This window comes from Nocardioides sp., from assembly GCF_024509035.1.
Classification (GTDB): Bacteria; Actinomycetota; Actinomycetes; order Propionibacteriales; family Nocardioidaceae; genus Nocardioides.
Genome location: NZ_JANINT010000053.1, coordinates 31978 through 52680, shown reverse-complemented (window position 1 = coordinate 52680; position 20703 = coordinate 31978). Strand labels below are relative to the sequence as shown.

The 20703-nt window shown below is 72.1% G+C and carries 19 protein-coding genes and 1 tRNA gene; 3 read left to right on the top strand and 17 right to left on the bottom strand.

Going from position 1 to position 20703, the window contains the following annotated elements; translation table 11 throughout:
- The 6 genes from Q0L15_RS04770 to Q0L15_RS04745 all read right to left on the bottom strand — a co-directional run.
- A partial coding sequence (locus tag Q0L15_RS04770; RefSeq protein WP_296602610.1) for a penicillin-binding transpeptidase domain-containing protein occupies positions 1–1703 on the bottom strand: 1703 nt, incomplete at its 3' end.
- Between the two features lie 15 nt (positions 1704–1718).
- Positions 1719–2231, bottom strand: a complete 513-nt coding sequence (gene mreD / locus Q0L15_RS04765; RefSeq protein ID WP_296602608.1) for a rod shape-determining protein MreD — start codon at positions 2229–2231, stop codon at positions 1719–1721.
- Positions 2228–3160 (bottom strand): rod shape-determining protein MreC, encoded by a 933-nt coding sequence (gene mreC, locus Q0L15_RS04760; protein ID WP_296602607.1) that lies wholly within the window; start codon positions 3158–3160, stop codon positions 2228–2230. The genes mreD and mreC overlap by 4 nt, the downstream gene beginning before the upstream one ends.
- Positions 3160–4188, bottom strand: coding sequence for a rod shape-determining protein (locus Q0L15_RS04755; RefSeq protein ID WP_296602606.1), 1029 nt, complete (start codon positions 4186–4188; stop codon positions 3160–3162). Before Q0L15_RS04755 ends, mreC begins: the two co-directional genes overlap by 1 nt.
- 132 nt (positions 4189–4320) lie before the next feature.
- The gene (gene ndk, locus Q0L15_RS04750) at positions 4321–4728 is read right to left on the bottom strand and encodes a nucleoside-diphosphate kinase (protein ID WP_296602604.1); all 408 of its coding nucleotides are present in this window, start codon (positions 4726–4728) and stop codon (positions 4321–4323) included.
- 92 nt (positions 4729–4820) lie between these two features.
- Positions 4821–5510 carry a pyridoxamine 5'-phosphate oxidase family protein gene (locus tag Q0L15_RS04745; RefSeq protein ID WP_296602603.1) on the bottom strand — a complete coding sequence of 230 codons (690 nt, stop codon included), beginning with the start codon at positions 5508–5510 and terminating at the stop codon, positions 4821–4823.
- Between the two features lie 70 nt (positions 5511–5580).
- On the opposite strand from Q0L15_RS04745, the gene Q0L15_RS04740 reads away from it, so the two are divergent.
- Positions 5581–6906, top strand: a complete 1326-nt coding sequence (locus Q0L15_RS04740; RefSeq protein ID WP_296602602.1) for a PLP-dependent aminotransferase family protein — start codon at positions 5581–5583, stop codon at positions 6904–6906.
- On the opposite strand, the gene Q0L15_RS04735 is transcribed toward Q0L15_RS04740, so the two are convergent.
- The gene (locus Q0L15_RS04735; protein WP_296602601.1) at positions 6895–7287 is read right to left on the bottom strand and encodes a DUF4233 domain-containing protein; all 393 of its coding nucleotides are present in this window, start codon (positions 7285–7287) and stop codon (positions 6895–6897) included. The two genes, Q0L15_RS04740 and Q0L15_RS04735, sit on opposite strands and share 12 nt — an antisense overlap.
- A gap of 49 nt (positions 7288–7336) precedes the next feature.
- On the bottom strand, positions 7337–8713 hold the full coding sequence (locus Q0L15_RS04730; RefSeq protein WP_296602599.1) for a folylpolyglutamate synthase/dihydrofolate synthase family protein: 1377 nt from the start codon (positions 8711–8713) through the stop codon (positions 7337–7339).
- Positions 8714–8779: 66 nt separating this feature from the next.
- Here Q0L15_RS04730 and Q0L15_RS04725 point away from each other — a divergent pair, with 66 nt between their 5' ends.
- Positions 8780–9883 carry an NAD(P)-dependent alcohol dehydrogenase gene (locus tag Q0L15_RS04725; protein WP_296602598.1) on the top strand — a complete coding sequence of 368 codons (1104 nt, stop codon included), beginning with the start codon at positions 8780–8782 and terminating at the stop codon, positions 9881–9883.
- Between the two features lie 31 nt (positions 9884–9914).
- On the opposite strand, the gene Q0L15_RS04720 is transcribed toward Q0L15_RS04725, so the two are convergent.
- Positions 9915–10814, bottom strand: a complete 900-nt coding sequence (locus Q0L15_RS04720) for a GNAT family N-acetyltransferase (RefSeq protein WP_296602597.1) — start codon at positions 10812–10814, stop codon at positions 9915–9917.
- 77 nt (positions 10815–10891) lie between these two features.
- Here Q0L15_RS04720 and valS point away from each other — a divergent pair, with 77 nt between their 5' ends.
- A complete protein-coding gene (gene valS, locus Q0L15_RS04715) occupies positions 10892–13522 on the top strand; it encodes a valine--tRNA ligase (protein WP_296602596.1) in 2631 nt (876 codons plus the stop codon).
- A 123-nt stretch (positions 13523–13645) separates the two neighbouring features.
- Here valS and Q0L15_RS04710 read toward each other — a convergent pair whose 3' ends face one another.
- From Q0L15_RS04710 to Q0L15_RS04675, 8 genes are all read right to left on the bottom strand, one after another.
- Positions 13646–14476 (bottom strand): hypothetical protein, encoded by an 831-nt coding sequence (locus tag Q0L15_RS04710; protein WP_296602595.1) that lies wholly within the window; start codon positions 14474–14476, stop codon positions 13646–13648.
- 221 nt (positions 14477–14697) lie between these two features.
- Entirely contained in the window at positions 14698–15993 is a 1296-nt protein-coding gene (gene clpX / locus Q0L15_RS04705; protein ID WP_296602594.1) for an ATP-dependent Clp protease ATP-binding subunit ClpX, read from the bottom strand.
- Between the two features lie 202 nt (positions 15994–16195).
- A complete protein-coding gene (locus Q0L15_RS04700) occupies positions 16196–16807 on the bottom strand; it encodes an ATP-dependent Clp protease proteolytic subunit (protein ID WP_296602593.1) in 612 nt (203 codons plus the stop codon).
- A gap of 1 nt (position 16808) precedes the next feature.
- Complete coding sequence (locus Q0L15_RS04695; protein ID WP_284536803.1) at positions 16809–17396, bottom strand: ATP-dependent Clp protease proteolytic subunit; 588 nt, start codon at positions 17394–17396, stop codon at positions 16809–16811.
- 137 nt (positions 17397–17533) lie between these two features.
- On the bottom strand, positions 17534–18007 hold the full coding sequence (locus Q0L15_RS04690) for an SRPBCC family protein (RefSeq protein ID WP_296602592.1): 474 nt from the start codon (positions 18005–18007) through the stop codon (positions 17534–17536).
- Complete coding sequence (locus tag Q0L15_RS04685; protein WP_296602591.1) at positions 18004–19143, bottom strand: hypothetical protein; 1140 nt, start codon at positions 19141–19143, stop codon at positions 18004–18006. The genes Q0L15_RS04690 and Q0L15_RS04685 overlap by 4 nt, the downstream gene beginning before the upstream one ends.
- 52 nt (positions 19144–19195) lie before the next feature.
- Positions 19196–20596 carry a trigger factor gene (gene tig / locus Q0L15_RS04680; RefSeq protein ID WP_296602590.1) on the bottom strand — a complete coding sequence of 467 codons (1401 nt, stop codon included), beginning with the start codon at positions 20594–20596 and terminating at the stop codon, positions 19196–19198.
- 34 nt (positions 20597–20630) lie between these two features.
- Positions 20631–20703: transfer RNA gene (locus Q0L15_RS04675), tRNA-Pro, on the bottom strand.

The window sequence follows — 20703 nt, the reverse complement described above, 5'->3', positions numbered from 1 at the left end:
CGACGCACGACCTCGCCGTCGGGGCTGACGATGGCCTTGGCGACGCGCGGGGCGAGGAGCGTGCCGCCGTTGGCGATCGCCGCGTACGCGCGAGCCAGCTGCAACGGGGTCACCAAGGTGTCGCCCTGACCGATGGCGAAGTTGACCGCGTCGCCGGCGCGGTAGGCGTAGCCCTCCGCGCAGAACTCGCGAGCGAAGAGGTAGACGAAGTCGCTGGTGTCGCTGTCCTGCGGCTTGCCGGCGATGTTGCAGTAGAAGCCCTTCATCGACTCGTAGTACGCGCGCTTCCACTTCCGGTCGGCGATCCTGCCCGCTGCCTCGCCCGGCAGGTCGATGCCGGTCTCGCGGCCGAAGCCGAACTCCTTGGCCTCGGCGACCAGCGGGTCCTTGGCGTGGACGTCCGCGACGTCCGACCCGTACCGCTGCCAGTAGGCGTAGCCGATCCGGTAGAAGAAGGTGTTGCAGGAGACCTCGAGGGCCTTGTCGAAACCGATGAAGCCGTAGGCGCCCGACTCGTAGTTCTTGAAGTCGCGGTTGCCGACCCGCAGCGCCGAGGAGCAGTTGAGCCGGGTGTCGGGGGTGTAGCCGTGGGTCAGCGCGCCGGCGGTCATGAAGGGCTTCCAGGTCGAGCCCGGCGCGAACTGCCCCTGGGTCGCTCGCGCGAGCAGCGGGGTGCCGGCCGCCTCGGAGTAGAGCCGGGCGAGCTGCTTCTTGCTGATGCCGCCGACCCAGACACCGGGGTCGTACGTCGGCTGGCTGGCCATCGCGACGATCCGCCCGGTGTCGGCCTCCATGACGATGGCGGCGCCCGAGTCGGCGACGTAGTTGCGGCCGGTGACGGGGTCGCGCTGGGTGCGCTGGTAGCGCATCCGCTCGAGCAGCTGCTGCTCGAGCACCGACTGGACCTTGGCGTCGATCGAGGTGACCAGCGTGTCGCCGGGCGAGCTGTCGACCTCGCTGTCGTCGCCGAGCACCCGGCCCATGGAGTCGACGGCGACCCGCTTGTAGCCGGGCATGCCGCGCAGCCAGCGGTCGTACTCCTTCTCGACGCCGGCCCGGCCCACCGACGAGGCGCCGTTGACCGACCGGTCGTCGCGGTCCTGCGCGCGGTCGAGCTCGTCCTCGGTGATCGGGCTGAGGTAGCCGAGCACGTGGGCCAGGTTCACGCCGTAGGGCCGCGGGTAGGCGCGGACGCTCTGCTGCTCGGCGAGCACGCCGGGGTAGTCCTCGGGCTGCTCGAGGATGCGCAGCGCGACAGCCTGCTTGACGTCGGTGGCCACCGGCACCGGCTGGTACGGCGAGCCGTTCCAGCACTCGCCCGGGACGCTGCCGTCCTCACCGCAGGTGACCAGCGAGCGGTGGATGGTGCGCTCGGAGACGTGCACGACGTCGGACACGCGGCCGATCAGCACGTCCTGCTGGTGCTCGGTCATCTTCTCGAGCAGCGTCCGGTCGATCGAGACGACCCACGAGGTGCGGTTGGCGACCAGGGGTCGGCCCTGGTCGTCGACGATCAGGCCGCGCTGGGGCTGGACGACGATCTCGCGCACGGACTGGGAGGCCGCCTTGGCGTGGTACTCCTCGCCGCCGACGACCTGCAGGTAGTAGAGGCGGGCGAACAGCGTCGCGAAGAGCGCGAAGACCAGCGCCTGGATCACCACCAGGCGCAGGCGGCCCGTGCTCGAGGTCCTCGGGGTCGTCATCGGTCCACCTCGGCCCTACGCCAGCGATCGGTCGGGCTCGAGCCGACGGAAGAGGGTCATCACGGCGGGCAGGACGAGCGGGGTGAGCAGGAGGTCCCAGACGAGCGCCAGCACGATCACCTCCAGCAGCTGCGGGACGCCGAGCGCCGGGTCGCCCAGGAGCAGGCCGCTGAGCGCGAACACCGACGTGCCGACGAACGACGACGCGGCGACCGTGGCGAGCACCGTGCCGGCGGAGGGCCGGACGTCCTGGCGCACCCGGCCGGCGACGTACCCCACGAGGACCAGCGCCAGCGCCCAGCGGCCGGCGACGTGGTCGGCCGGCGGCGCGAGGTCGAGGACGACGCCGGCGCCGAAGCCGAGCACCATCGCGAACTGCGGGCCGCGGGTCAGGGCGGCGCCGACGACGACCAGCAGGCAGAGGTCGGGGACGATGCCGTCCCAGGCGAGGTGCGGGAACACCGAGACCTGGAGCACGAGCGCGACGCCGACGGCGGCCGCGGCGACGGCCGCGCGCAGCGCGTTCACCGTAGATCTCCGTCGGACTCGATGACCGCGCGGTCGCTGGGCGTGCCGGACGGCACCACGACGCCGACGAGGTCGAGAGCGCCGAAGTCGACGTACGGGTCGATGACCGCGCGGGTCGAGGTCTCGCGCAGGCTGCTGTAGACACTGGTGACGCGGCCGACGGGGACGCCGGAGACGTACGGACCGCCGGCCTCGCTGCCCCAGGTGACCACCGAGTCGTGCTTGGCGGGCACCGCCGTCTGGTCGACGAGCTCGAGGTCGAGGCGGCCATCCTGGCCGAGGACACCTCGGCCGTGGAGGAACCCGACCTCCATGCTCTCCCCCACCCGGCCGCCGACGACGGAGTCGGAGTCGACGATCAGGAGCACGGTCGCGGTCGTGCGGGTCACCCGCAGGACGCGGCCGACCAACCCGTCGTTGTTGATGACGGTGAGGTCGGGGTGGATGCCGGCGTCGGAGCCGGCGTCGATGGTGACGGTGCTCGAGAACGACTGCGAGGGGCCGAGCCCGACCACGCGCGCCGGCACCAGGTCGTAGCCGAGGTCACGGGCGGCGGCGGTGAGACCGTCGTACTCCTCGAGGCGGTTGCGGTCGTAGCCCTGGGTGGCGAGGTCGGACTTGAGCCGCGAGTTCTCCGCCTGGAGGGCGATCAGGTCGTCCTGCATCGCGTCGCGCGAGCGGAACCAGTCGGAGACGCCGGTGAACGGTCGGATCGCGGTGCTGGCCGCGACCTCGACGGGGCCGAAGACCTCTCCGGCCGCGCGCCGGGCGGGCTCGAGGGGCGAGCTGTCGCCCGCCTGGTCGAGCGTCATCAGCGTCAGGCAGGCGAGCACCAGTGCGACCAGCAGCGCCGGCGAGGGCTGCGGTCCCTGGCCCGAGCCGCGCCAGCGGCGCTCCCGGGGAGTCCGAGGACGGTCCGGGCGTCGCATCAGCGGCGCCTCTGGTCGCTGACCAGCACCTGCTGGAGGGCCTCGAACTCCTCGACGCACTTGCCGGCGCCGAGGGCGACCGAGCTGAGCGGGTCCTCGGCGACGTGCACGGGCATGCCGGTCTCGTGGCGCAGCCGCTCGTCGAGGCCGCGCAGCAGCGCTCCCCCGCCGGTGAGCACGATGCCGCGGTCCATGATGTCGCCGGCCAGCTCGGGCGGGGTCTGGTCGAGGGTGGTGCGGACCGCGTCGACGATCGCGTGCACCGGCTCCTCGAGCGCCTGGCGGACGTCGGAGCTCGAGACGGTCACGGTGCGCGGCAGCCCGGAGACCATGTCACGGCCGCGGATCTCGGCCTCGGGCTCGTCGGTCATGGGGAACGCCGAGCCGATGGTCATCTTGACCTCCTCGGCGGTGCGCTCGCCGAGCATCAGCGAGTGCTCCTTCTTCATCCAGGCGACGATCGCCTGGTCGAGGTCGTCGCCGGCGGTGCGCACCGAGAGGCTCGTGACGATGCCGCCCAGCGAGATCACCGCGACCTCGGTGGTGCCGCCGCCGACGTCGACGACCATGTTGCCGGTGGGCTGGTGCACCGGCAGCCCCGCGCCGATCGCGGCGGCCATCGGCTCCTCGACGATGTAGACGCGGCGCGCGCCGGCCTGGTAGCCGGCCTCCTTGACCGCGCGCTGCTCGACCGCGGTGATGCCGCTGGGGACGCAGATCACCATGCGCGGCTTGGCGAAGTAGCGGCGCCGGTGGACCTGCTGGATGAAGTAGCGCAGCATCTGCTCGGTCGCCTCGAAGTCGGCGATCACGCCGTCCTTGAGCGGGCGGATCGCGGTGATGTGGTCGGGCGTGCGCCCGATCATCCGCTTGGCCTCGTGGCCGACGGCGAGGATCTCGCCGGTCGTGTCGTTGAGCGCCACCACGCTCGGCTCGTCGAGCAGGACGCCCTTGCCGCGCACGTAGACCAGCGTGTTGGCGGTCCCGAGGTCCACGGCCATGTCGCGGCCGATGAAGCTGTTCGCCATGCGTCGCCCTGTCGGTGGAGCACCATGCCGGGGAGCGGTGGTGCAGGTGGGGAAGGTGTGACTACAGGCTACGAAGGCAGGGCGCTGCCTCCCGGCAGGACACGCGGCCCTGCGGGGCGGAATCGACGCAGGTCAGAGACCCGGGAACCAGATCGCGATCTCGCGCTCGGCCGACTCCGGGGAGTCCGAGCCGTGCACGAGGTTCTGCTGGTTGGAGATCGAGTGGTCGCCGCGGATCGTGCCAGGGGCGGCCTTGCGGCCGTCGGTGGCGCCGTTGAGGGCGCGCACGATCTCGACGGCCTCGTCGCCCTCGAGCACGAGGGAGACCATCGGGCCGCTGGTGACGAAGTCACGCAGGCCCGCGTAGAACCCCTTGCCGACGTGCTCGGCGTAGTGCCGGTCGGCGAACGCGGCGTCGATGGTGCGGTGCTCCATGGCGACGATGGTCAGACCCTTCGCCTCGTAGCGGGACAGGATCGTTCCGACCAGCCCGCGGCGGACGGCATCGGGCTTGAGGAGGACGAGGGTGCGCTGACTCATGATCGGCACCCTACTGAGCGACCCGGGGGCTGCGGCGAGGGCCCTTGGACGCCCGCTCCCGGGCCTTTGTGCCGATCAGCGTGGGACTCCGCTCAGTGGTGGGACGCCGCCCGGGCGAGGACGTCGCGCGGGACCGGGACCGTCGCGTCGTCGTCGGGCACCGGGGCGCCGGCCACGCGGCGCAGCGGGATGTGCCCGCCCCACGTGCCGGCGAGGACGTCGTACGGCTCGTCGACCGGGCCCCCGGCGCGCGCCTTCATCGAGGCCTCGTGGAGGGGTACGGCGAGCACGGCGGTCGCTGCGAGCTCCTTGCGGGTCGAGGGCCGCAGCGTCGCGCTGCGACCCGGGATCATGTGGTCGACGATCAGCGCGAGCGCGCGCTCGCGCTCCTCGCGGTCCTCGACCAGCCTGGCCTCGCCGATGACGACCGCGGAGCGGTAGTTCATCGAGTGGTGGAAGGCGGAGCGGCCGGCCACCAGGCCGTCCAGCTCGGTGATCGTCACGCACACCGTCGCGCCCGCGGCCCCACCGACCCAGCCCGCGGCGACCGACCCGTGGACGTACAGGCTGCCGCCCCGGTCGGGACCGTCGAGGTCCACGCCGTACGCCGTCGGGAGCACCAGCGGGTGGTCGCCGACCGTGACGCCGAGGTGGGCGACCAGGCCGTCCTCCAGCAGCCGGTGCAGCTCGGCCCGGTCCTCGACCATCCGGTTGCGGCCCCGGCCGACCGTCGTGCGGGGCGTGGGCGAGAGCGGGGTCGTGGAGGTGGCGGCGGTGGTCACGGGTACTACGATCCTGGAGAAGTGGCCTGCGCACACGGGCCAATCCGACACCGTTTCAACAGGACAATTCGTGGCCACTCTCCCCCTCCGCCTCGACCGGGCGGCCCCCGGCCCGCTGGGCGTGCAGCTCTCGGGGCGGATCCGCGCGCTGGTCCTCGGCGGCACCCTGGCCCGCGGAGACCGGTTGCCGAGCAGCCGGGCCCTCGCCGCCGAGCTGGGCGTGAGCCGAGCGGTGACCGAGCAGGCCTACGAGCAGCTGCTCGCCGAGGGCTGGCTGGTCGCCCGCCGCGGGGCGGGGACGTTCGTGGCCTCGACCGGCGCGGAGCCGGCCGGGATCCCCCGCCGCCGGGCCACGCCACCGGAGCAGCAGCTGGTGCGGCTCGACGCGGGCACGCCCTGGATCGACCCACGGCACGCGGCCGGCTGGCGCCGCGCCTGGCGCGAGGTGTCGGTCGCCCGGCCGCCACGGGGGTACCACGACCCGCGGGGCATCCCCGAGCTGCGCGCCGCTCTGGCCGACCGGCTGGCGCGGACCCGCGGGCTGGCGGTCGATCCCGACGAGGTGACGGTCGTCAACGGCACGACCGACGGGTTGCGGCACCTGCTGACCGTGCTGCCGCCCGGTCCGGTGGCGCTGGAGGACCCCGGCTACCGCGCGGCGGTCGAGACGGCCCGCGGCGTCGGCCGCGAGGTGGTCGACCTGCCGGCGCTCGCACCGGTCACCGACCTGGCCGGCGTGGCCGCGGCGTACGTCACCCCGGCCCACCAGCACCCGCTCGGGCGCGTGATGCCGGGCGCCGACCGGGTCACGCTGCTCGAGGCCGCCCGGGCGGCCGAGGCCCTGGTCGTCGAGGACGACTACGACTCGGAGTTCCGCTACGACGTCGCGCCGGTGCCGGCCCTGGCCAGCCTGGACCGGAGCCGGGTCGCCTACCTCGGCACCGCCGCCAAGTCCGTGGCGCCGTCGCTGCGCCTGGGCTGGCTGGTCGCCCCACCCGACGTGGCCGATCTCGTGAACGCGCGGCGACTGGTCACCCACGAGGGCGCCCCGTGGCCGGTGCAGCGCGCCTACCTCGCGCTCCTGCGCGACGGCTACGTCGACAAGGTCGTGCGCACCGCCCGCCGGGTCTACGCCGAGCGGGCGCCGCGGGTGGCGGCCGCGCTCGCGCCGTACGCCGAGCTCGCGGGGCCGCTCGCGGGGATGTACTCGACCTGGCGGTTGCCGGCCGCCGACGCCGTCCGGGCGCGCGACGCGGCCCGACGGGCGGGCTTCGAGGTCAACCTGCTGGCCGACTACTGCCGCAGCGCCGACCTCACCGGGCTCGTCGTCGGCTTCGGCGGGGTCAGCGACGAGGAGCTCGACCAGGCTCTGGCGGCGCTCACCTCAGTTCTCTGACTGCTGGCCCTTCGAGCCCTGCTCGGCAAGGGCGGCGTAGGCCGCCGCACGCTCGCGCTCGATCTTGCGACCCAGCGCGTAGGCACTGCCCCAGAGCAGCGCGAAGATCGCGCCGAGGAAGAACATCAGCGGGATGACGAAGCCGAGTCCGATCGCCGCGCCCTGGATCACCCAGCCGAGACTGTAGGCCCACTCGGCCCGCAGCATCCCGGCGAGCAGGAGGCACGCGAGGGCCAGCCCGAGGCCGACGAGGAGCGCGGTCGTCACGTCGACGTCGGCGACCGAGATCATCACCGGCGTCGTCAGACCCAGCGTCACCGCCTCGAGCGAGAGCACCGCGGCGCACATGCCGCGCCGCGGCGAGCGCTCGGGCCCGCTCACGTCGGGGTCCCCGCGGCAAGCGAGCGCAGCGAGCCTTGTCGTGGGGTGTTCACGCGTGACGCTCCGGTCGGACGAGCAGCGAGCGGGCCTCCCCGACGGTGACCACCGACCCGGTGACCAGCACCGCACCCGAGCCGAGCGGGGAGCCGAAGGCCTCGCCGGCCTCGGCCAACGTGGCCGCCTCCTCGATGGCCGCCGCCACGGTCGAGGCGACGCTGACGCGGTCGGGGCCGAACACCTCGCGAGCCGCCGCCGCGAGCTCCTCGGCGGGCAGCGCGCGCTGGGTGGAGTTCTGCGTGCACACGACGTGCGCGAGGACCGGTTCGAGCGCGGCCAGCAGGCCCTCGTGGTCCTTGTCGCCCATGACGCCGAGCACGCCGATCAGCGGGTCGAACGTGAACGAGTCCTCGAGCGCGGCGGCCAGCGCCTCGGCACCGTGCGGGTTGTGCGCCGCGTCGAGCACGATCGTGGGGCTGCGGCGCACGACCTCCAGGCGCCCCGGCGAGGTGGCCTCCGCGAACGCCGCGCCGACGACCTCGCCGTCCAGGGCCTGGCTCTCGTCGCCCAGGAAGGCCTCGACCGCGGCGAGCGCGACGGCGGCGTTCTGCGCCTGGTGGGCGCCGTGGAGCGGCAGGAAGATGTCGTCGTACCGCGCCCGGAGGCCCTGCAGCGAGAGCACCTGGCCGCCGACGGCCGGCACCCGGGAGATCACGCCGAAGTCGACGCCCTCCGCGACGACCCGCGCACCGACCTCGGCCGCGCGCGCGAGGAGGATCTCGGCGACCTCGGGCGACTGCTGGGCGAGCACCGCGACCGAGCCGGGCTTGATGATGCCGGCCTTCTCGACCGCGATCGCGGCGGGCGTACCGCCGAGGTACGCCGCGTGGTCGACCGCGACCGGCAGCAGCACCGCGACCGTGGCGTCGGCGACGTTGGTGGCGTCCCACGACCCGCCCATCCCGACCTCGACCACGGCGACGTCGACGGGCGCGTCGGCGAACGCGGCGTACGCCATGCCGACGACGGTCTCGAAGAACGACAGCGGGTGCGGCTGGTCGGCGTCGACGAGGTGCGTGTAGGGCGCGACGTCGTTGAACGCGCGCACGAAGTCCTCGTCGCTCAGCGGCTCGCCGTCGACGGAGATGCGCTCGTTCATCCGCTCGACGTGGGGGCTGGTGAACCGCCCGGTGCGCAGCTCCAGGGCGCGCAGCAGCGTGTCGATCATCCGCGAGGTGGAGGTCTTGCCGTTGGTGCCGGTCAGGTGGATCACCGGGTAGGCGCGCTGGGGGTCGCCGAGCAGCTCGGTGAAGGCCTGGATGCGGTCGAGCGAGGGCTCCAGGCGCGTCTCGGGCCAGCGGGACAGCAGCGCGTCCTCGACCTCCGCCATCGTCTCGGCCAGGCGGGGGGCGTCAGGGGTCTCCGTCATGATCCCCCGAGTCTAGGGACGACCGAACTGCTGACAGGAAATGGAACAGGTTCTAGGTTGCTCGACATGAGAACCACGGTGGCGGTCGTCAACGGTCCCGGCGAGGAGTTCGCGTTCGAGGAGGTGGAGATCGACGGCCCGCGCGCCGACGAGGTGCTCGTGCGCATCGTCGCGACCGGCCTGTGCCACACCGACCTCTCGCTGCGCGACACGCTGCCCACCGAGATGTTCCCGCGGGTGTTCGGCCACGAGGGCGCGGGGGTCGTGGAGGAGGTGGGCGCGGACGTCACCGGCGTCAGCGTGGGCGACCACGTCGTGCTCAGTCTCGCGTCGTGCCGCGAGTGCGCGCGGTGCCGGGACGGGCGCGCCGGGTACTGCGAGCAGACGCTCATGCTCAACTACATGGGCTTCCGGATGGACGGCTCGACGTCCTACGCCCGCGAGTCCGGCCCGGTCTACGGCCACTTCTTCGGGCAATCGTCGTTCGCCCAGCATGCGGTGGCGCTGGCCTCGAGCGTGGTCGTGGTCGACCCGGAGCTCGACCTGACCCGGGTCGCGCCGTACGGCTGTGGGTTCATGGCCGGGTCGGGCTCGGTGCTCAACGTCGCCCGTCCCGCACCCGGCGACAGCGTCGTCGTGTACGGCGTGGGCGCGGTCGGCCTGGCCGCGGTCGCGTCCGCGCGAGCCAGCGGAGTGGGGACCGTCGTCGCCGTCGACCTCCAGCCCAGCCGACTGGAGGCGGCGGAGAAGCTCGGCGCGATCGCCGTCGACCCGGCCGGGCTCGGCGAGACCACCGTGGTCGACAAGGTCAAGGAGCTGACCGGCGGCGGCGCGACCTACGGCATCGAGACGACCGCCGTGCCCTCGGTGCTCAAGGAGGCCGCCCAGTCCCTGGGCGTCCAGGGCACGCTCGTCGTGCTAGGCCTGGACATGAGCCGCCCGGAGTTCCCCGTCGACGCCATCGACCTGCTGCAGAACGGCAAGGTCGTGCGCGGCTCGGTCGAGGGCGACTCGGACCCCCAGGAGATGGTCCCGCGGATGCTGAGCCTGAACGCCGAAGGGAAGTTCCCGGTCGACGACCTGGTGACGACGTACCCCTTCACCGAGATCAACGCCGCGATCGCCGACGTGCTCGCAGGGAAGGTGGTCAAGCCGGTCCTGGTCTGGTGACACGTTGACCCGCCCGAAACTTTCGGGCGGGTCAACGCTGGATGACGAGGTTGACCATGTCGACGACCGGCTCGTAGCCCAGTGCCTGGTAGATCTTGTTCGACGTCGGGTTCGCCTGGTCGGTGAACAGGCAGCAGCGCACGCCCTGCTCGACGTACTGCCGGGAGACCTCGGCGACGGCCGCGCTGGCGTAGCCCCGGCCGCGGTGCCCGACCGGGGTGTAGACGGGCCCGATCCGGGTGACGCCGTGGGCAGGCGGGTTGGCGCCGGTGAGGTGCACCCGCTCGCCGTGGTCGTCCTCCCACAGCCAGATCACCTCCTGCTCGATGCGCAGCAGCATGTCGGCGAGCGTGAACGTCTCCAGCGGACCCTGGTGCGGCTCGTCCCGGCCGGCCTGCTCGGCCGCGGCCGCGCCGAACGCGCGGAACCAGGCCAGACACAGCTCGGCGTCCTCGGGGGTCGCGAGCCGCAGCCGGCCCGGCGTGCTGGGTGGTGCGACCAGCTCACCGAGCTCGAAGAGCCGCAGGTGCTCGTGCACCCGCACCTCTCCCCCGGCCAGGCGGGCGGTCTCCTCCGCGGCCAGCCGGGCGGCCGGCAGCGCGCCGTTGACGCCGGCGACCACCTCGCCGCGCACGTGGAGCAGGCGGGCCAGCTCCACCGCGGCGTCGTCGGGCATCGGCAGCAGGTAGATCGGGTAGGGCGCGAACGGCGCGGTCCGCATCCCGACGCCGACGACCACCCCCTCGGCGTCGCGCACGATCGCCCACCAGCGCGGGTGCTCGCCGCGCGGCAGGCCGCGCTCGTCGGCCTCGACGGCGCGTTGGGTCACCGACGCGATCACCGTGCTCACCACGGGATCCGCGGCCAGGTGGTCGGCCGCGGCACCCAGGAACTCGGCCGGGTCCTCAGTGAGCTGGATGGTGTGCGACATGACCGAAGTCAGCCAGTCGGGTGCCCATCGTCACAACCGGTTTCTCCACCGCGGAGCCCTGACCCTAGGATTTCGTCATGACCGAGACGCAGGCTGACCAGGCACCGGAGACGACGACCCCGCCGCAGGCCGTCGTAGCCGTACCCGACAAGCCTGCCCTCGAGGGCCTCGAGGCCACCTGGAGCGAGCGCTGGCGCGAGCAGGACACCTACGCCTTCGACCGCGCCCAGCCGCGCGAGAACGTCTACTCGATCGACACCCCGCCGCCGACCGTGAGCGGCAGCCTGCACGTCGGGCACGTGTTCTCCTACACCCACACCGACCTGGTCGCCCGCTTCCAGCGGATGCGCGGCAAGTCGGTGTTCTACCCGATGGGCTGGGACGACAACGGCCTGCCCACCGAGCGCCGGGTGCAGAACTACTACGGCGTGCGCTGCGACCCCTCGCTGCCCTACGACCCCGACTTCACCCCGCCGGAGAAGCCGGACCCGAAGAAGCAGGTGCCGATCAGCCGGCCCAACTTCATCGCGCTGTGCGAGGAGCTCGTCGAGCAGGACGAGCAGGTCTTCGAGCAGCTGTGGCGCACCCTCGGCCTCTCGGTCGACTGGAAGCAGCACTACACGACGATCGGCGCGAAGGCCCGCACCGTCAGCCAGCGCGCGTTCCTGCGCAACTTCGCCCGCGGCGAGGCCTACCTCCAGGAGGCGCCGACCCTCTGGGACGTCACCTTCCAGACCGCGGTCGCACAGGCCGAGCTCGAGGCGCGCGAGTACGCCGGCGCCTACCACCGCGTCGCGTTCCACCAGCCCGACGGCACCCCCGTCTTCATCGAGACGACCCGCCCCGAACTGATCCCCTCGGTCGTGGCGCTGATCGCGCACCCCGACGACGAGCGCTACCAGCCGCTGGTGGGGTCGTTTGTATCCAGCCCGGTGTTCGGCGTCGAGATCCCCGTGCTGGCCCACCCGCTGGCGGAGATGGACAAGGGCGCCGGCATCGCCATGTGCTGCACGTTCGGCGACCTGACCGACGTCACCTGGTGGCGCGAGCTCAACCTCCCCGTCCGCACGCTGATCGGCCGCGACGGCCGGATGTCGCGCGAGACGCCGGAGTGGCTGGCGCACGAGCCGGCGGCCTCGGCGTACGAGGACCTCAAGGGCAAGACGGCGTTCTCGGCCCGCGAGGCCGTGGTCGCCAAGCTGCGTGAGGCCGGCGACCTCGACGGGGAGCCCAAGCCCACCCAGCGGATGACGAACTTCTACGAGAAGGGCGACAAGCCGCTCGAGATCGTCGCCACCCGCCAGTGGTACATCCGCAACGGCGGCCGGGACGGCGACCTGCGCTCGGAGATGCTCGAGCGCGGCGCCGAGATCGAGTGGGTGCCCGGCCACATGAAGCACCGCTACGACAACTGGGTCGGCGGCCTCAACGGCGACTGGCTGATCTCGCGGCAGCGGTTCTTCGGCATCCCGTTCCCGGTCTGGTACCCCCTCGACGCCGACGGCGAGCCCGACTACGACCACCCGCTGCTCCCCCGCGAGGACGAGCTGCCGGTCGACCCGTCGACGATGGCGCCCGGCGGCTACTCCGAGGACCAGCGCGGCAAGCCGGACGGCTTCATCGGCGACCCCGACGTGATGGACACGTGGGCGACCTCCTCGCTGACCCCGCAGATCGCCGGCGGCTGGGAGAGCGACGACGACCTGTGGCAGCGGGTCTTCCCGATGGACCTGTGCACGCAGGCACACGACATCATCCGCACCTGGCTGTTCTCGCGCGTCGTGCGGGCCCACTTCGAGAACCACGCAGCGCCCTGGTCGCATGCGCTGGTGTCCGGGTTCATCCTCGACCCCGACCGCAAGAAGATGTCGAAGTCCAAGGGCAACGTCGTCGTCCCCACCGACATCCTCGACAAGTACGGCGCCGACGCCGTCCGCTGGCGCGCCGCGATGGCGCGCCCCGGCCTGGACTCGCCGTTCGACGAGACCCAGATGAAGGTCGGCCGACGGCTGGCGATGAAGGTGCTCAACGCCTCGAAGTTCGTCCTCGGCGGCGTGGGCGCGACCAGCGTGAACGCGTTCGAGGTCTCCGAGCCCGTCGACTGCGCGCTGCTGGGCCGGCTGGCCGAGGTGATCACCAAGGCCACCGACGCGTTCGAGGCCTACGACTACACCACCGCGCTCGAGACGGTCGAGAAGTTCTTCTGGGAGTTCTGCGACGACTACCTCGAGCTGGTCAAGGAGCGCGCGTACGACGCGGACGGCGGCGCGGCCACCGCGTCGGCGAAGGCCGCCCTCGCGCTGGCGCTGCACGCCCAGCTGCGGATGCTCGCGCCGTTCCTGCCCTACGTGACCGAGGAGGTCTGGTCGTGGTGGCGCTCCGCCAACTCAGGGGGAAGCTCCATCCACCACGCCGCCTGGCCCACCGTCGTCGAGCTCGGGTCGGCCGCGGCCACCGACGCCGCCACCCTCGAGGCGGTCTCGGCCGCCCTGATCGGCATCCGCGGCGCGAAGTCGAACGCCAAGGTCTCGATGCGCGCCGAGCTCTCCCGGGTCGAGATCCGTGGCCCCGAGGCCCTGGTCCGCGCGGCCGAGCTGGCCGCCGACGACCTGCGCAAGACCGGCAAGATCACCGGTGACCTGGTCTTCACCGTCGACGGCTCCGCCGCCGAGCTGAGCGTCGACGCCGAGCTGGCCCCGACGGAGTAGCCGCCGCGAGGTCCACCGCTCGGGCGGTGGCCCTCGCGCCCGGCGCCGGGAACATCACGACACCGGAGCGGTGACCTCGAAGCCTCCGCAGCGTGGGAGGTGAGTGGGGCGGGGCCCCGAACGCTAGTGGTGGCTGTACCCGCGCACGGAGCCGTGCTTGCTGCCGCCGCGGCCGTGCCCGTCGCGCCCGTGCTCGCCGCGGTCGCCGTGGCCCTTGCCGGGCCCGCCGTGGCCGTGCCCGCCGTGACCGTGCTCGCTCGGGCCGTGGCCGTGCTCGCCGTGCCCGTGGTCGCCGTGCCCGGGGTCGCCGTGGCTGTGCCCGGGAGGCGTCGAGCTCTTCGGTCCGTGGCCGCGGTCGCCGTCGTGCCCGCGTCCGTGGTCGTGGTCGGGACCGCGGTCGCCGACCCAGTCACCGCGCCAGTCGTGGGGCCCGTGCGAGCCACGGGGACCGCGGCCGGGCGCGGCACCGGGGACCGGCACGTCGGAGACGGACTGGGGACCGCGGTGGCCGTGGCCCGGCCCGGTCGGGTCGCCGTCCACCACGACCGCGTCACCGGGCGCCGCGGGCTCGTCGTCCCTCGTGCTGTCCGCGTGCTGGCTGCCGCTCGGGTTGACGACGCCGGCCCCGACGCCGCTGGCCCCGCCGTCCGGACCCCGAGAGGTGGACGAGCCAGGCGCGTCGTCCGACGGCGCCGCTCCGGGGTCGCGGGGGCCGTCTGCGAGCGGGCCCGCCGCCTCGGTGCGACGCTCGGGAGCCGGCTCCGGCTCCAGCACGGTCGCCTCGGCGATCCTCTGGGCGACCACGCCGCTCAGGCCGGCGCGCAGCCAGCCGGGAGCCGCCTCGCTGCGGGCCACGTGGACCATCATCAGGGCGCACGCGATCGACACGACCGTGAAAGCCACCAGCGGTGGCTTGTGGTCGAGGAAGAGGCGGACGCGCCGACGGTCGTTCATCGGGGCCCAGTCTCCCGGGCGGAGAGCGGCCGCTCCAAGCCTTCGAGGCCCTCTGGGCACGATATGACCCGAATGGACTAGTCAGGCTAGTCAGGGGTGACCAGGGGCGGTGTGCACACCGCGCGCGAGGTGGCTATCCGACCGCCGCCTGGGAGCGCCTCATCCCTGCCCGACTGCCGGGATCTCGACCCGACCGTCGCGGGTCTCGCCGCGGGTCTCGGTCAGGCCGACTTCTTCTTCTTGGCCTCGGACTCGCGCGGGACGAGGGTCGGGGAGACGCCGTCGGTGACGACCTCGCCGGTCACGATCACCCGGGCGATGTCGCCGCGGGACGGCACGTCGTACATCACGTGGAGGAGGACCTCCTCGATGATGGCGCGCAGCCCGCGGGCACCGGTGCCGCGCTCGAGGGCGTGGTCGGCGATGGCCTCGACGGCCTCGGGGGTGAACTCGAGCTCGACGCCGTCGAGCTCGAAGAGCTTCTGGTACTGCTTGACCAGGGCGTTGCGCGGCTCGGTGAGGATCTGCACGAGCGCCTCCTGGTCGAGCTTGGAGACGCTCGCGATCAGGGGCAGCCGGCCGATGAACTCGGGGATCAGGCCGAACTTGGTGAGGTCCTCGGGCCGCACCTGGGCCAGGAGGTCCTCGGCCTCCTTCTCGGCCTTGCCGCGCACCTCGGCGGTGAAGCCGAGGGTCTTCTTGCCGACCCGCTGCTCGATGATGTGCTCGAGCCCGGCGAAGGCGCCGCCCACCACGAACAAGATGTTGGTGGTGTCGATCTGGATGAACTCCTGGTGGGGGTGCTTGCGCCCACCCTGCGGAGGCACCGAGGCGGTGGTGCCCTCGATGATCTTCAGCAGTGCCTGCTGGACTCCCTCACCGGACACGTCGCGGGTGATGGAGGGGTTCTCGGCCTTGCGAGCGACCTTGTCGATCTCGTCGATGTAGATGATGCCGGTCTCGGCCTTCTTGACGTCGTAGTCAGCGGCCTGGATCAGCTTGAGGAGGATGTTCTCGACGTCCTCACCGACGTAGCCGGCCTCGGTGAGCGCGGTGGCGTCGGCGATCGCGAACGGGACGTTGAGCATCCGCGCGAGCGTCTGGGCGAGGTAGGTCTTGCCGCAGCCGGTGGGACCGATCACCAGGATGTTGGACTTGGCGACCTCGACGACCTCGTCCTTGCTGTGCTTGCCGGGGCCGGAGCCGCCACCGGGCTGGAGCCCGGCCTGCACCCGCTTGTAGTGGTTGTAGACCGCGACCGCGAGGGACTTCTTGGCCTGCTCCTGCCCGATCACGTAGGAGTTGAGGAACTCGAAGATCTCCTTCGGCTTGGGCAGCTCGTCGAGGCTGACCTCGGCGCCCTCGCTGAGCTCCTCCTCGATGATCTCGTTGCACAGGTCGATGCACTCGTCGCAGATGTAGACGCCAGGACCCGCGATCAGCTTCTTGACCTGCTTCTGGCTCTTTCCGCAGAAAGAGCACTTGAGCAGGTCGCCGCCGTCACCGATTCGTGCCACGGGTGGTCATCCTCCGGGTAGTCGGGCTCTGCGGGTCGAGCCTGGTGCGTGCGTGGAGCAGGGGGTGCTGCGGGTCGGTGCCCTCAGGGCGCCGACCGACGTGGTGCGAGACCACTACGACGGTACCCCGTGCCGCCCCCCATTGGGGGACGGACACGTGGGAACACATCGGCCGACTCGTCGCCACGTTGAGCGGGCCGGGTCAGCCCGTCACCGCGGGGGTGCCCTTGAGCGACTCGAGCACGGCGTCGATCAGGCCGTACTCGACCGCACCCTCGGCGGTGAGGATCTTGTCCCGCTCGATGTCGCGGCTGACCTGCTCGAGGGGGCGGCCGCTGTGGTCGCTGATCATCTTCTCGAGCAGCTCGCGCATGCGCAGGATCTCGTTGGCCTGGATCTCGATGTCGGAGGTCTGGCCGAACGTGCCCTCGGTGTAGGGCTGGTGGATGAGGATCCGGCTGTTGGGCAGCGCGAGGCGCTTGCCGGGCGTGCCGGCCGCCAGCAGGATCGCCGCCGCGGAGGCGGCCTGCCCGATGCACACCGTCTGCACGTCGGGCTTGATGAACTTCATCGTGTCGTAGATCGCCGTCAGCGCGGTGAACGAGCCACCGGGGCTGTTGATGTAGATGCTGATGTCCTGGTCGGGGTTCATCGACTGCAGGCACAGCAGCTGGGCGATGACCGCGTTGGCGACGTCGTCGGAGATCGGCGTGCCGAGGTAGATGATGCGGTCCTCGAACAGCTTGGCGTAGGGGTCGATGCGGCGGAAGCCGTAGGACGTGCGCTCTTCCCACTGCGGGATGTAGTAGTTCATGTCAGTCCTTCTTGCGGGCCGGACGCCCGTCGTCGGCGGCTTCGCGGGCGCTCTTGATGACCTGGTCGACCAGGCCGTACTCGAGCGCCTGGTCGGCGGTGAACCAGCGGTCGCGGTCGGCGTCCATCTCGATCTGCTCGACCGTCTGGCCGGTGTGCTCCGCGATGAGCTCGAGCAGGACCTTCTTGATGTGGAGGGACTGCTGGGCCTGGATCTTGATGTCGGAGGCGGAGCCGCCCATGCCCGAGGAGGGCTGGTGCATCATGATCCGCGCGTGCGGCAGGGCGTAGCGCTTGCCCTTGGTGCCGGCGCACAGCAGGAACTGGCCCATCGAGGCGGCCAGGCCCATCCCGACCGTGGCGACGTCGTTGGGGATGTAGTTCATGGTGTCGTAGATCGCCATGCCCGCGTCCACCGAGCCGCCGGGGCTGTTGATGTGCAAGAAGATGTCGGCCTCGGGGTCCTCGGCCGAGAGCAGCAGCAGCTGGGCGCAGATCGCGTTGGCGTTCTGGTCGCGCACCTCGGATCCGAGGAAGACGATCCGCTCGCGCAGCAGGCGCTGGTAGATGTGGTCGTCGAGGACGTTCATGCCCGCGCCGCCGTTGAGCTGTGGGCTGGAGTTCTGGGTCACGAGAGCGACCCTAGCCGGAAGCATCGACACTTCCACGGCCAATCCCCCGCTGTTCGCCGACAGCAGATAAGTCGGCGACCGGGCGGGCCCATGGGTCAGGCCTCGGCGGCGGCCTTCAGGCGGGCGACCGTGCGGGCCATGCCCTCCTCGAGCTCGTCCGCGTGGCCCTCGCTGCCGCCCAGCGCGAGCGGGGCGAAGACCTTGCTCATCGCCGTGATCCGCCGCGGGACGGGTCGGCGGTGCACGACCCGGGTGGCGGTCCCGTCCGCCTCGGGCGCGAGCTCCCACACCCACCGGGCGCCGCTGGAGGTGGTGTCCCAGGCGACCGCGCGGCCCGGTTCGAGCGCCGAGACGACGTTGCGCGTGGGCCAGACAGCGGCCTTGCGGCGGTTGACGCCGAGGTACCACTGCCCCACCCGGAGGCCCCCGGGCTTGAGGGGCACCATCCGGACCAGCTCGGGGCTCCACTCGGGCATCCGCGAGAAGTCGGTGAGCAGTGCCCATACCCGCTCCGGGGGCGCCTGGATCGTGGTCTCGGCGCGCAGCTCGCGGTCGGCAGGTCCGGTCATGCGAGCCAGTCTCGCAGAGCCCGGTGGACCTCGGGGTGGTTGAGCAGCCCGAAGTGGTCCGTGCGTCCGACGTGCAGCACGTCGGCGTCCGGGAACAGCTGCCGGCCGTGCCGGTCGTGGCCGTACGCCGAGGGCACCCGCACCAGCAGGTCCCCGACCACGTGGCCGACGGGGTGTCGCTTGCGCGCGGTCACCGTCGCCGCGACCAGCCGGTAGCGCGCGTGTGGGAGCGGCGGCACGTCCTCGGCGAGCCCTGCGACGAGGTCGTGCACGCCGGTGGAGCGGAGGTCGAGGATGCGGCCGAACGCGGCCGTCTCGCGCACCCGGCCGAGCCCACGGCTGCCGTGACCGATGCCGCGGGCGATCGGCGCACCCAGGTGGGGGGTGCCGAGCGTCACCACGTCGGAGACCAGGTCGGCCCACGGCCGACCGGCAGGGTGGGCGACCGCTCCGGCCGCCCGCAGGATCAGGCCGCCCATCGAGTGACCCACGAGCGCGATGCGCTCCAGCTCGGTCGGCCACTCCTCGACGAGCCGCTGCATCAGCGCGGAGAGCGCGACGCCGTTCTCGCGCAGCCCCAGACCGGTGTTGGCCCGCAGGAACACCGGGGTCCACCCGGCCGCGGTCACCGTCTCGGCGTACGTCGTGCCGGTGCGCTCGCGCCACCGGTTCCAGTACGACTCGTTCTCGCACAGACCGTGGACGAACACCACGATCCGGCCGCCGGCCTCGGGGAAGGCCCGGGCCAGGGCGTCCCGCTCGGGGAGCACGTCGCGGCCCTCGGAGCGCACGGCCATGGGGATCGCGAGGCGCGGCCGCTCGGCCACGAGCCGGTCGCCGATCAGGCCGTTGACCGCCGAGCTCACGAAGCGCCCCCGGGGGCCGTCCTCGAGGCGCGGGCCCGCGCCGGTCTCGGCGACCCGTCCCAGGCCCGCGGAGGCGGCGCGGAGCCCGAGGCTGAGACCGCCGCAGACGGCAGTGGTGATCGACCGGCCCGGATAGCCGCCGAACCGGTCGGCCCAGGCGTCGTGCGTGTCGCGGACGCTCTGCACGACGAGCTCGTCGGCGACCTCCGAGAGCAGGGAGAACGCGTCGAGGTAGGTGGGCGCGGTGCCCGCGTCGAGGGGGGTGCTCACCCGCCGGAGCGTACCGAATGAGTGCACATGTGTGCACTCATTCGGTACGACGTCACTCCTGGACCGCAGGCTCCTCGGCCGGCTGCTCCTCGGCGGCCACGGCGTCGCCCTCGGCCTCGGGCTCACCGATGGTGCCGTCGGGGCGCAGGTTCTTCAGCTCGACGACGTTGCCGGAGGCGTCCTTGACGACCGCCGACTCCACGATCCGGGCGAGGGCCTTGCCGCGCAGGATCTCCTGCACGAGCTCGGGGATGTGGTTGTGCTCGAACATGTGGTTCGCGAACTCCTGCGGGTCCTGCCCGGACTGCTGGGCACGGCGCACGAGGTGCTCGGAGAGCTCGGCCTGGTCGATGCCGAACTCCTCCTTCTTCGCGATCTCGTCGAGGAGGAACTGGGCGGCGACGGCGTCGCGGACCCGGCGCTCGAGGTCGGCCTCGAACTCCTCCTGGGTCTGGCCCTCGTCCTCGAGGTACTTCTCCATGGTGAGCCCGGAGTACATGAGCTGCTGCTCGACGTTCTGGCGGCGGGCGTTGAGCTCGTCGGTCACCACGGTCTCGGGCAGCGGCACCTCGACGCGGTCGAGCAGCTGCTCGAGCACGGCGTCGCGAGCGGCGGCGGCCTGCTCGAGGCGGCGGCCCCGACCGAGGCGCTCGCGCACGTCGTCGCGCAGCTCCTCGACGGTGTCGAACTCGGAGGCCATCTGGGCGAACTCGTCGTCGAGCTCGGGGAGCTCCTGCTCCTGGACCTGGCTGACGGTCACGGCCACGTCGACCGCCTCGCCCATCAGGTCGCCGCCGACCAGCTCGGACTGGAACGTCTTGGTCTCGCCGGCGGCCATGCCGGTCAGCGCCTCGTCGAGGCCGTCGAGCATGCCCCCGCGGCCGACGCGGTAGGACATCCCGGAGACCTCGGCGCCCTCGATCGGCTCCCCGTCGCGGGTCGCGACGAGGTCCATGACCACGAAGTCGCCCTCGGCGGCGGCGCGCTCGACGTCGATCAGGGTCGCGAAGCGCTCACGCAGCGCCTCGACCTGCTCGTCGACGTCGGCGTCGGTCAGCTCGACGTCGTCGACCTGCGCCTCGACACCGTCGTAGTCGGGCAGCTCGATCTCGGGACGGACGTCGACCTCGGCGGTGAACTCGAGCGCGTCGTTGTCCTCGAACTTGGTGACCTCGATCTCCGGCTGCGCCAGCGGCTGGAGGGAGTTGGCCTGGAGGGCCTCCATGTACTTCTGCGGCACGACCGCGTTGATCGCCTCGTCGAGCACGACACCGCGACCGACCTGGCGGTCGATCACCATCGGCGGGACCTTGCCGCGCCGGAAGCCGGGGACGTTGATCTGCTGAGCAATCTTCTTGTACGCCGCGTCGAGGCTCGGCTTGAGCTCCTCGAAGGGCACCTCGACGGTCAGCTTGGCCCGGGTCGGGCTCAAGGTCTCGACGGCGCTCTTCACAGGTCTTCTCCTCATGCTTCTCATTGGGTGGGTGTCGGGGCGACAGGACTCGAACCTGCGATCTCCTGCTCCCAAAGCAGGCGCGCTAGCCACTACGCTACGCCCCG

What these genes read in the sequence shown, in the direction of transcription:
- Q0L15_RS04755 (WP_296602606.1), bottom strand. Translation starts at nt 4,188, where the DNA reads ATGGCGAACAGCTTCATCGGCCGCGACATGGCCGTGGACCTCGGGACC.
- Q0L15_RS04720 (WP_296602597.1), bottom strand. Translation starts at nt 10,814, where the DNA reads ATGTCGCACACCATCCAGCTCACTGAGGACCCGGCCGAGTTCCTGGGT.
- Q0L15_RS04725 (WP_296602598.1), top strand. Translation starts at nt 8,780, where the DNA reads ATGAGAACCACGGTGGCGGTCGTCAACGGTCCCGGCGAGGAGTTCGCG.
- ndk (WP_296602604.1), bottom strand. Translation starts at nt 4,728, where the DNA reads ATGAGTCAGCGCACCCTCGTCCTCCTCAAGCCCGATGCCGTCCGCCGC.
- Q0L15_RS04700 (WP_296602593.1), bottom strand. Translation starts at nt 16,807, where the DNA reads ATGAACTACTACATCCCGCAGTGGGAAGAGCGCACGTCCTACGGCTTC.
- valS (WP_296602596.1), top strand. Translation starts at nt 10,892, where the DNA reads ATGACCGAGACGCAGGCTGACCAGGCACCGGAGACGACGACCCCGCCG.
- mreC (WP_296602607.1), bottom strand. Translation starts at nt 3,160, where the DNA reads ATGCGACGCCCGGACCGTCCTCGGACTCCCCGGGAGCGCCGCTGGCGC.
- Q0L15_RS04710 (WP_296602595.1), bottom strand. Translation starts at nt 14,476, where the DNA reads ATGAACGACCGTCGGCGCGTCCGCCTCTTCCTCGACCACAAGCCACCG.
- Q0L15_RS04730 (WP_296602599.1), bottom strand. Translation starts at nt 8,713, where the DNA reads ATGACGGAGACCCCTGACGCCCCCCGCCTGGCCGAGACGATGGCGGAG.
- Q0L15_RS04695 (WP_284536803.1), bottom strand. Translation starts at nt 17,396, where the DNA reads ATGAACGTCCTCGACGACCACATCTACCAGCGCCTGCTGCGCGAGCGG.
- Q0L15_RS04690 (WP_296602592.1), bottom strand. Translation starts at nt 18,007, where the DNA reads ATGACCGGACCTGCCGACCGCGAGCTGCGCGCCGAGACCACGATCCAG.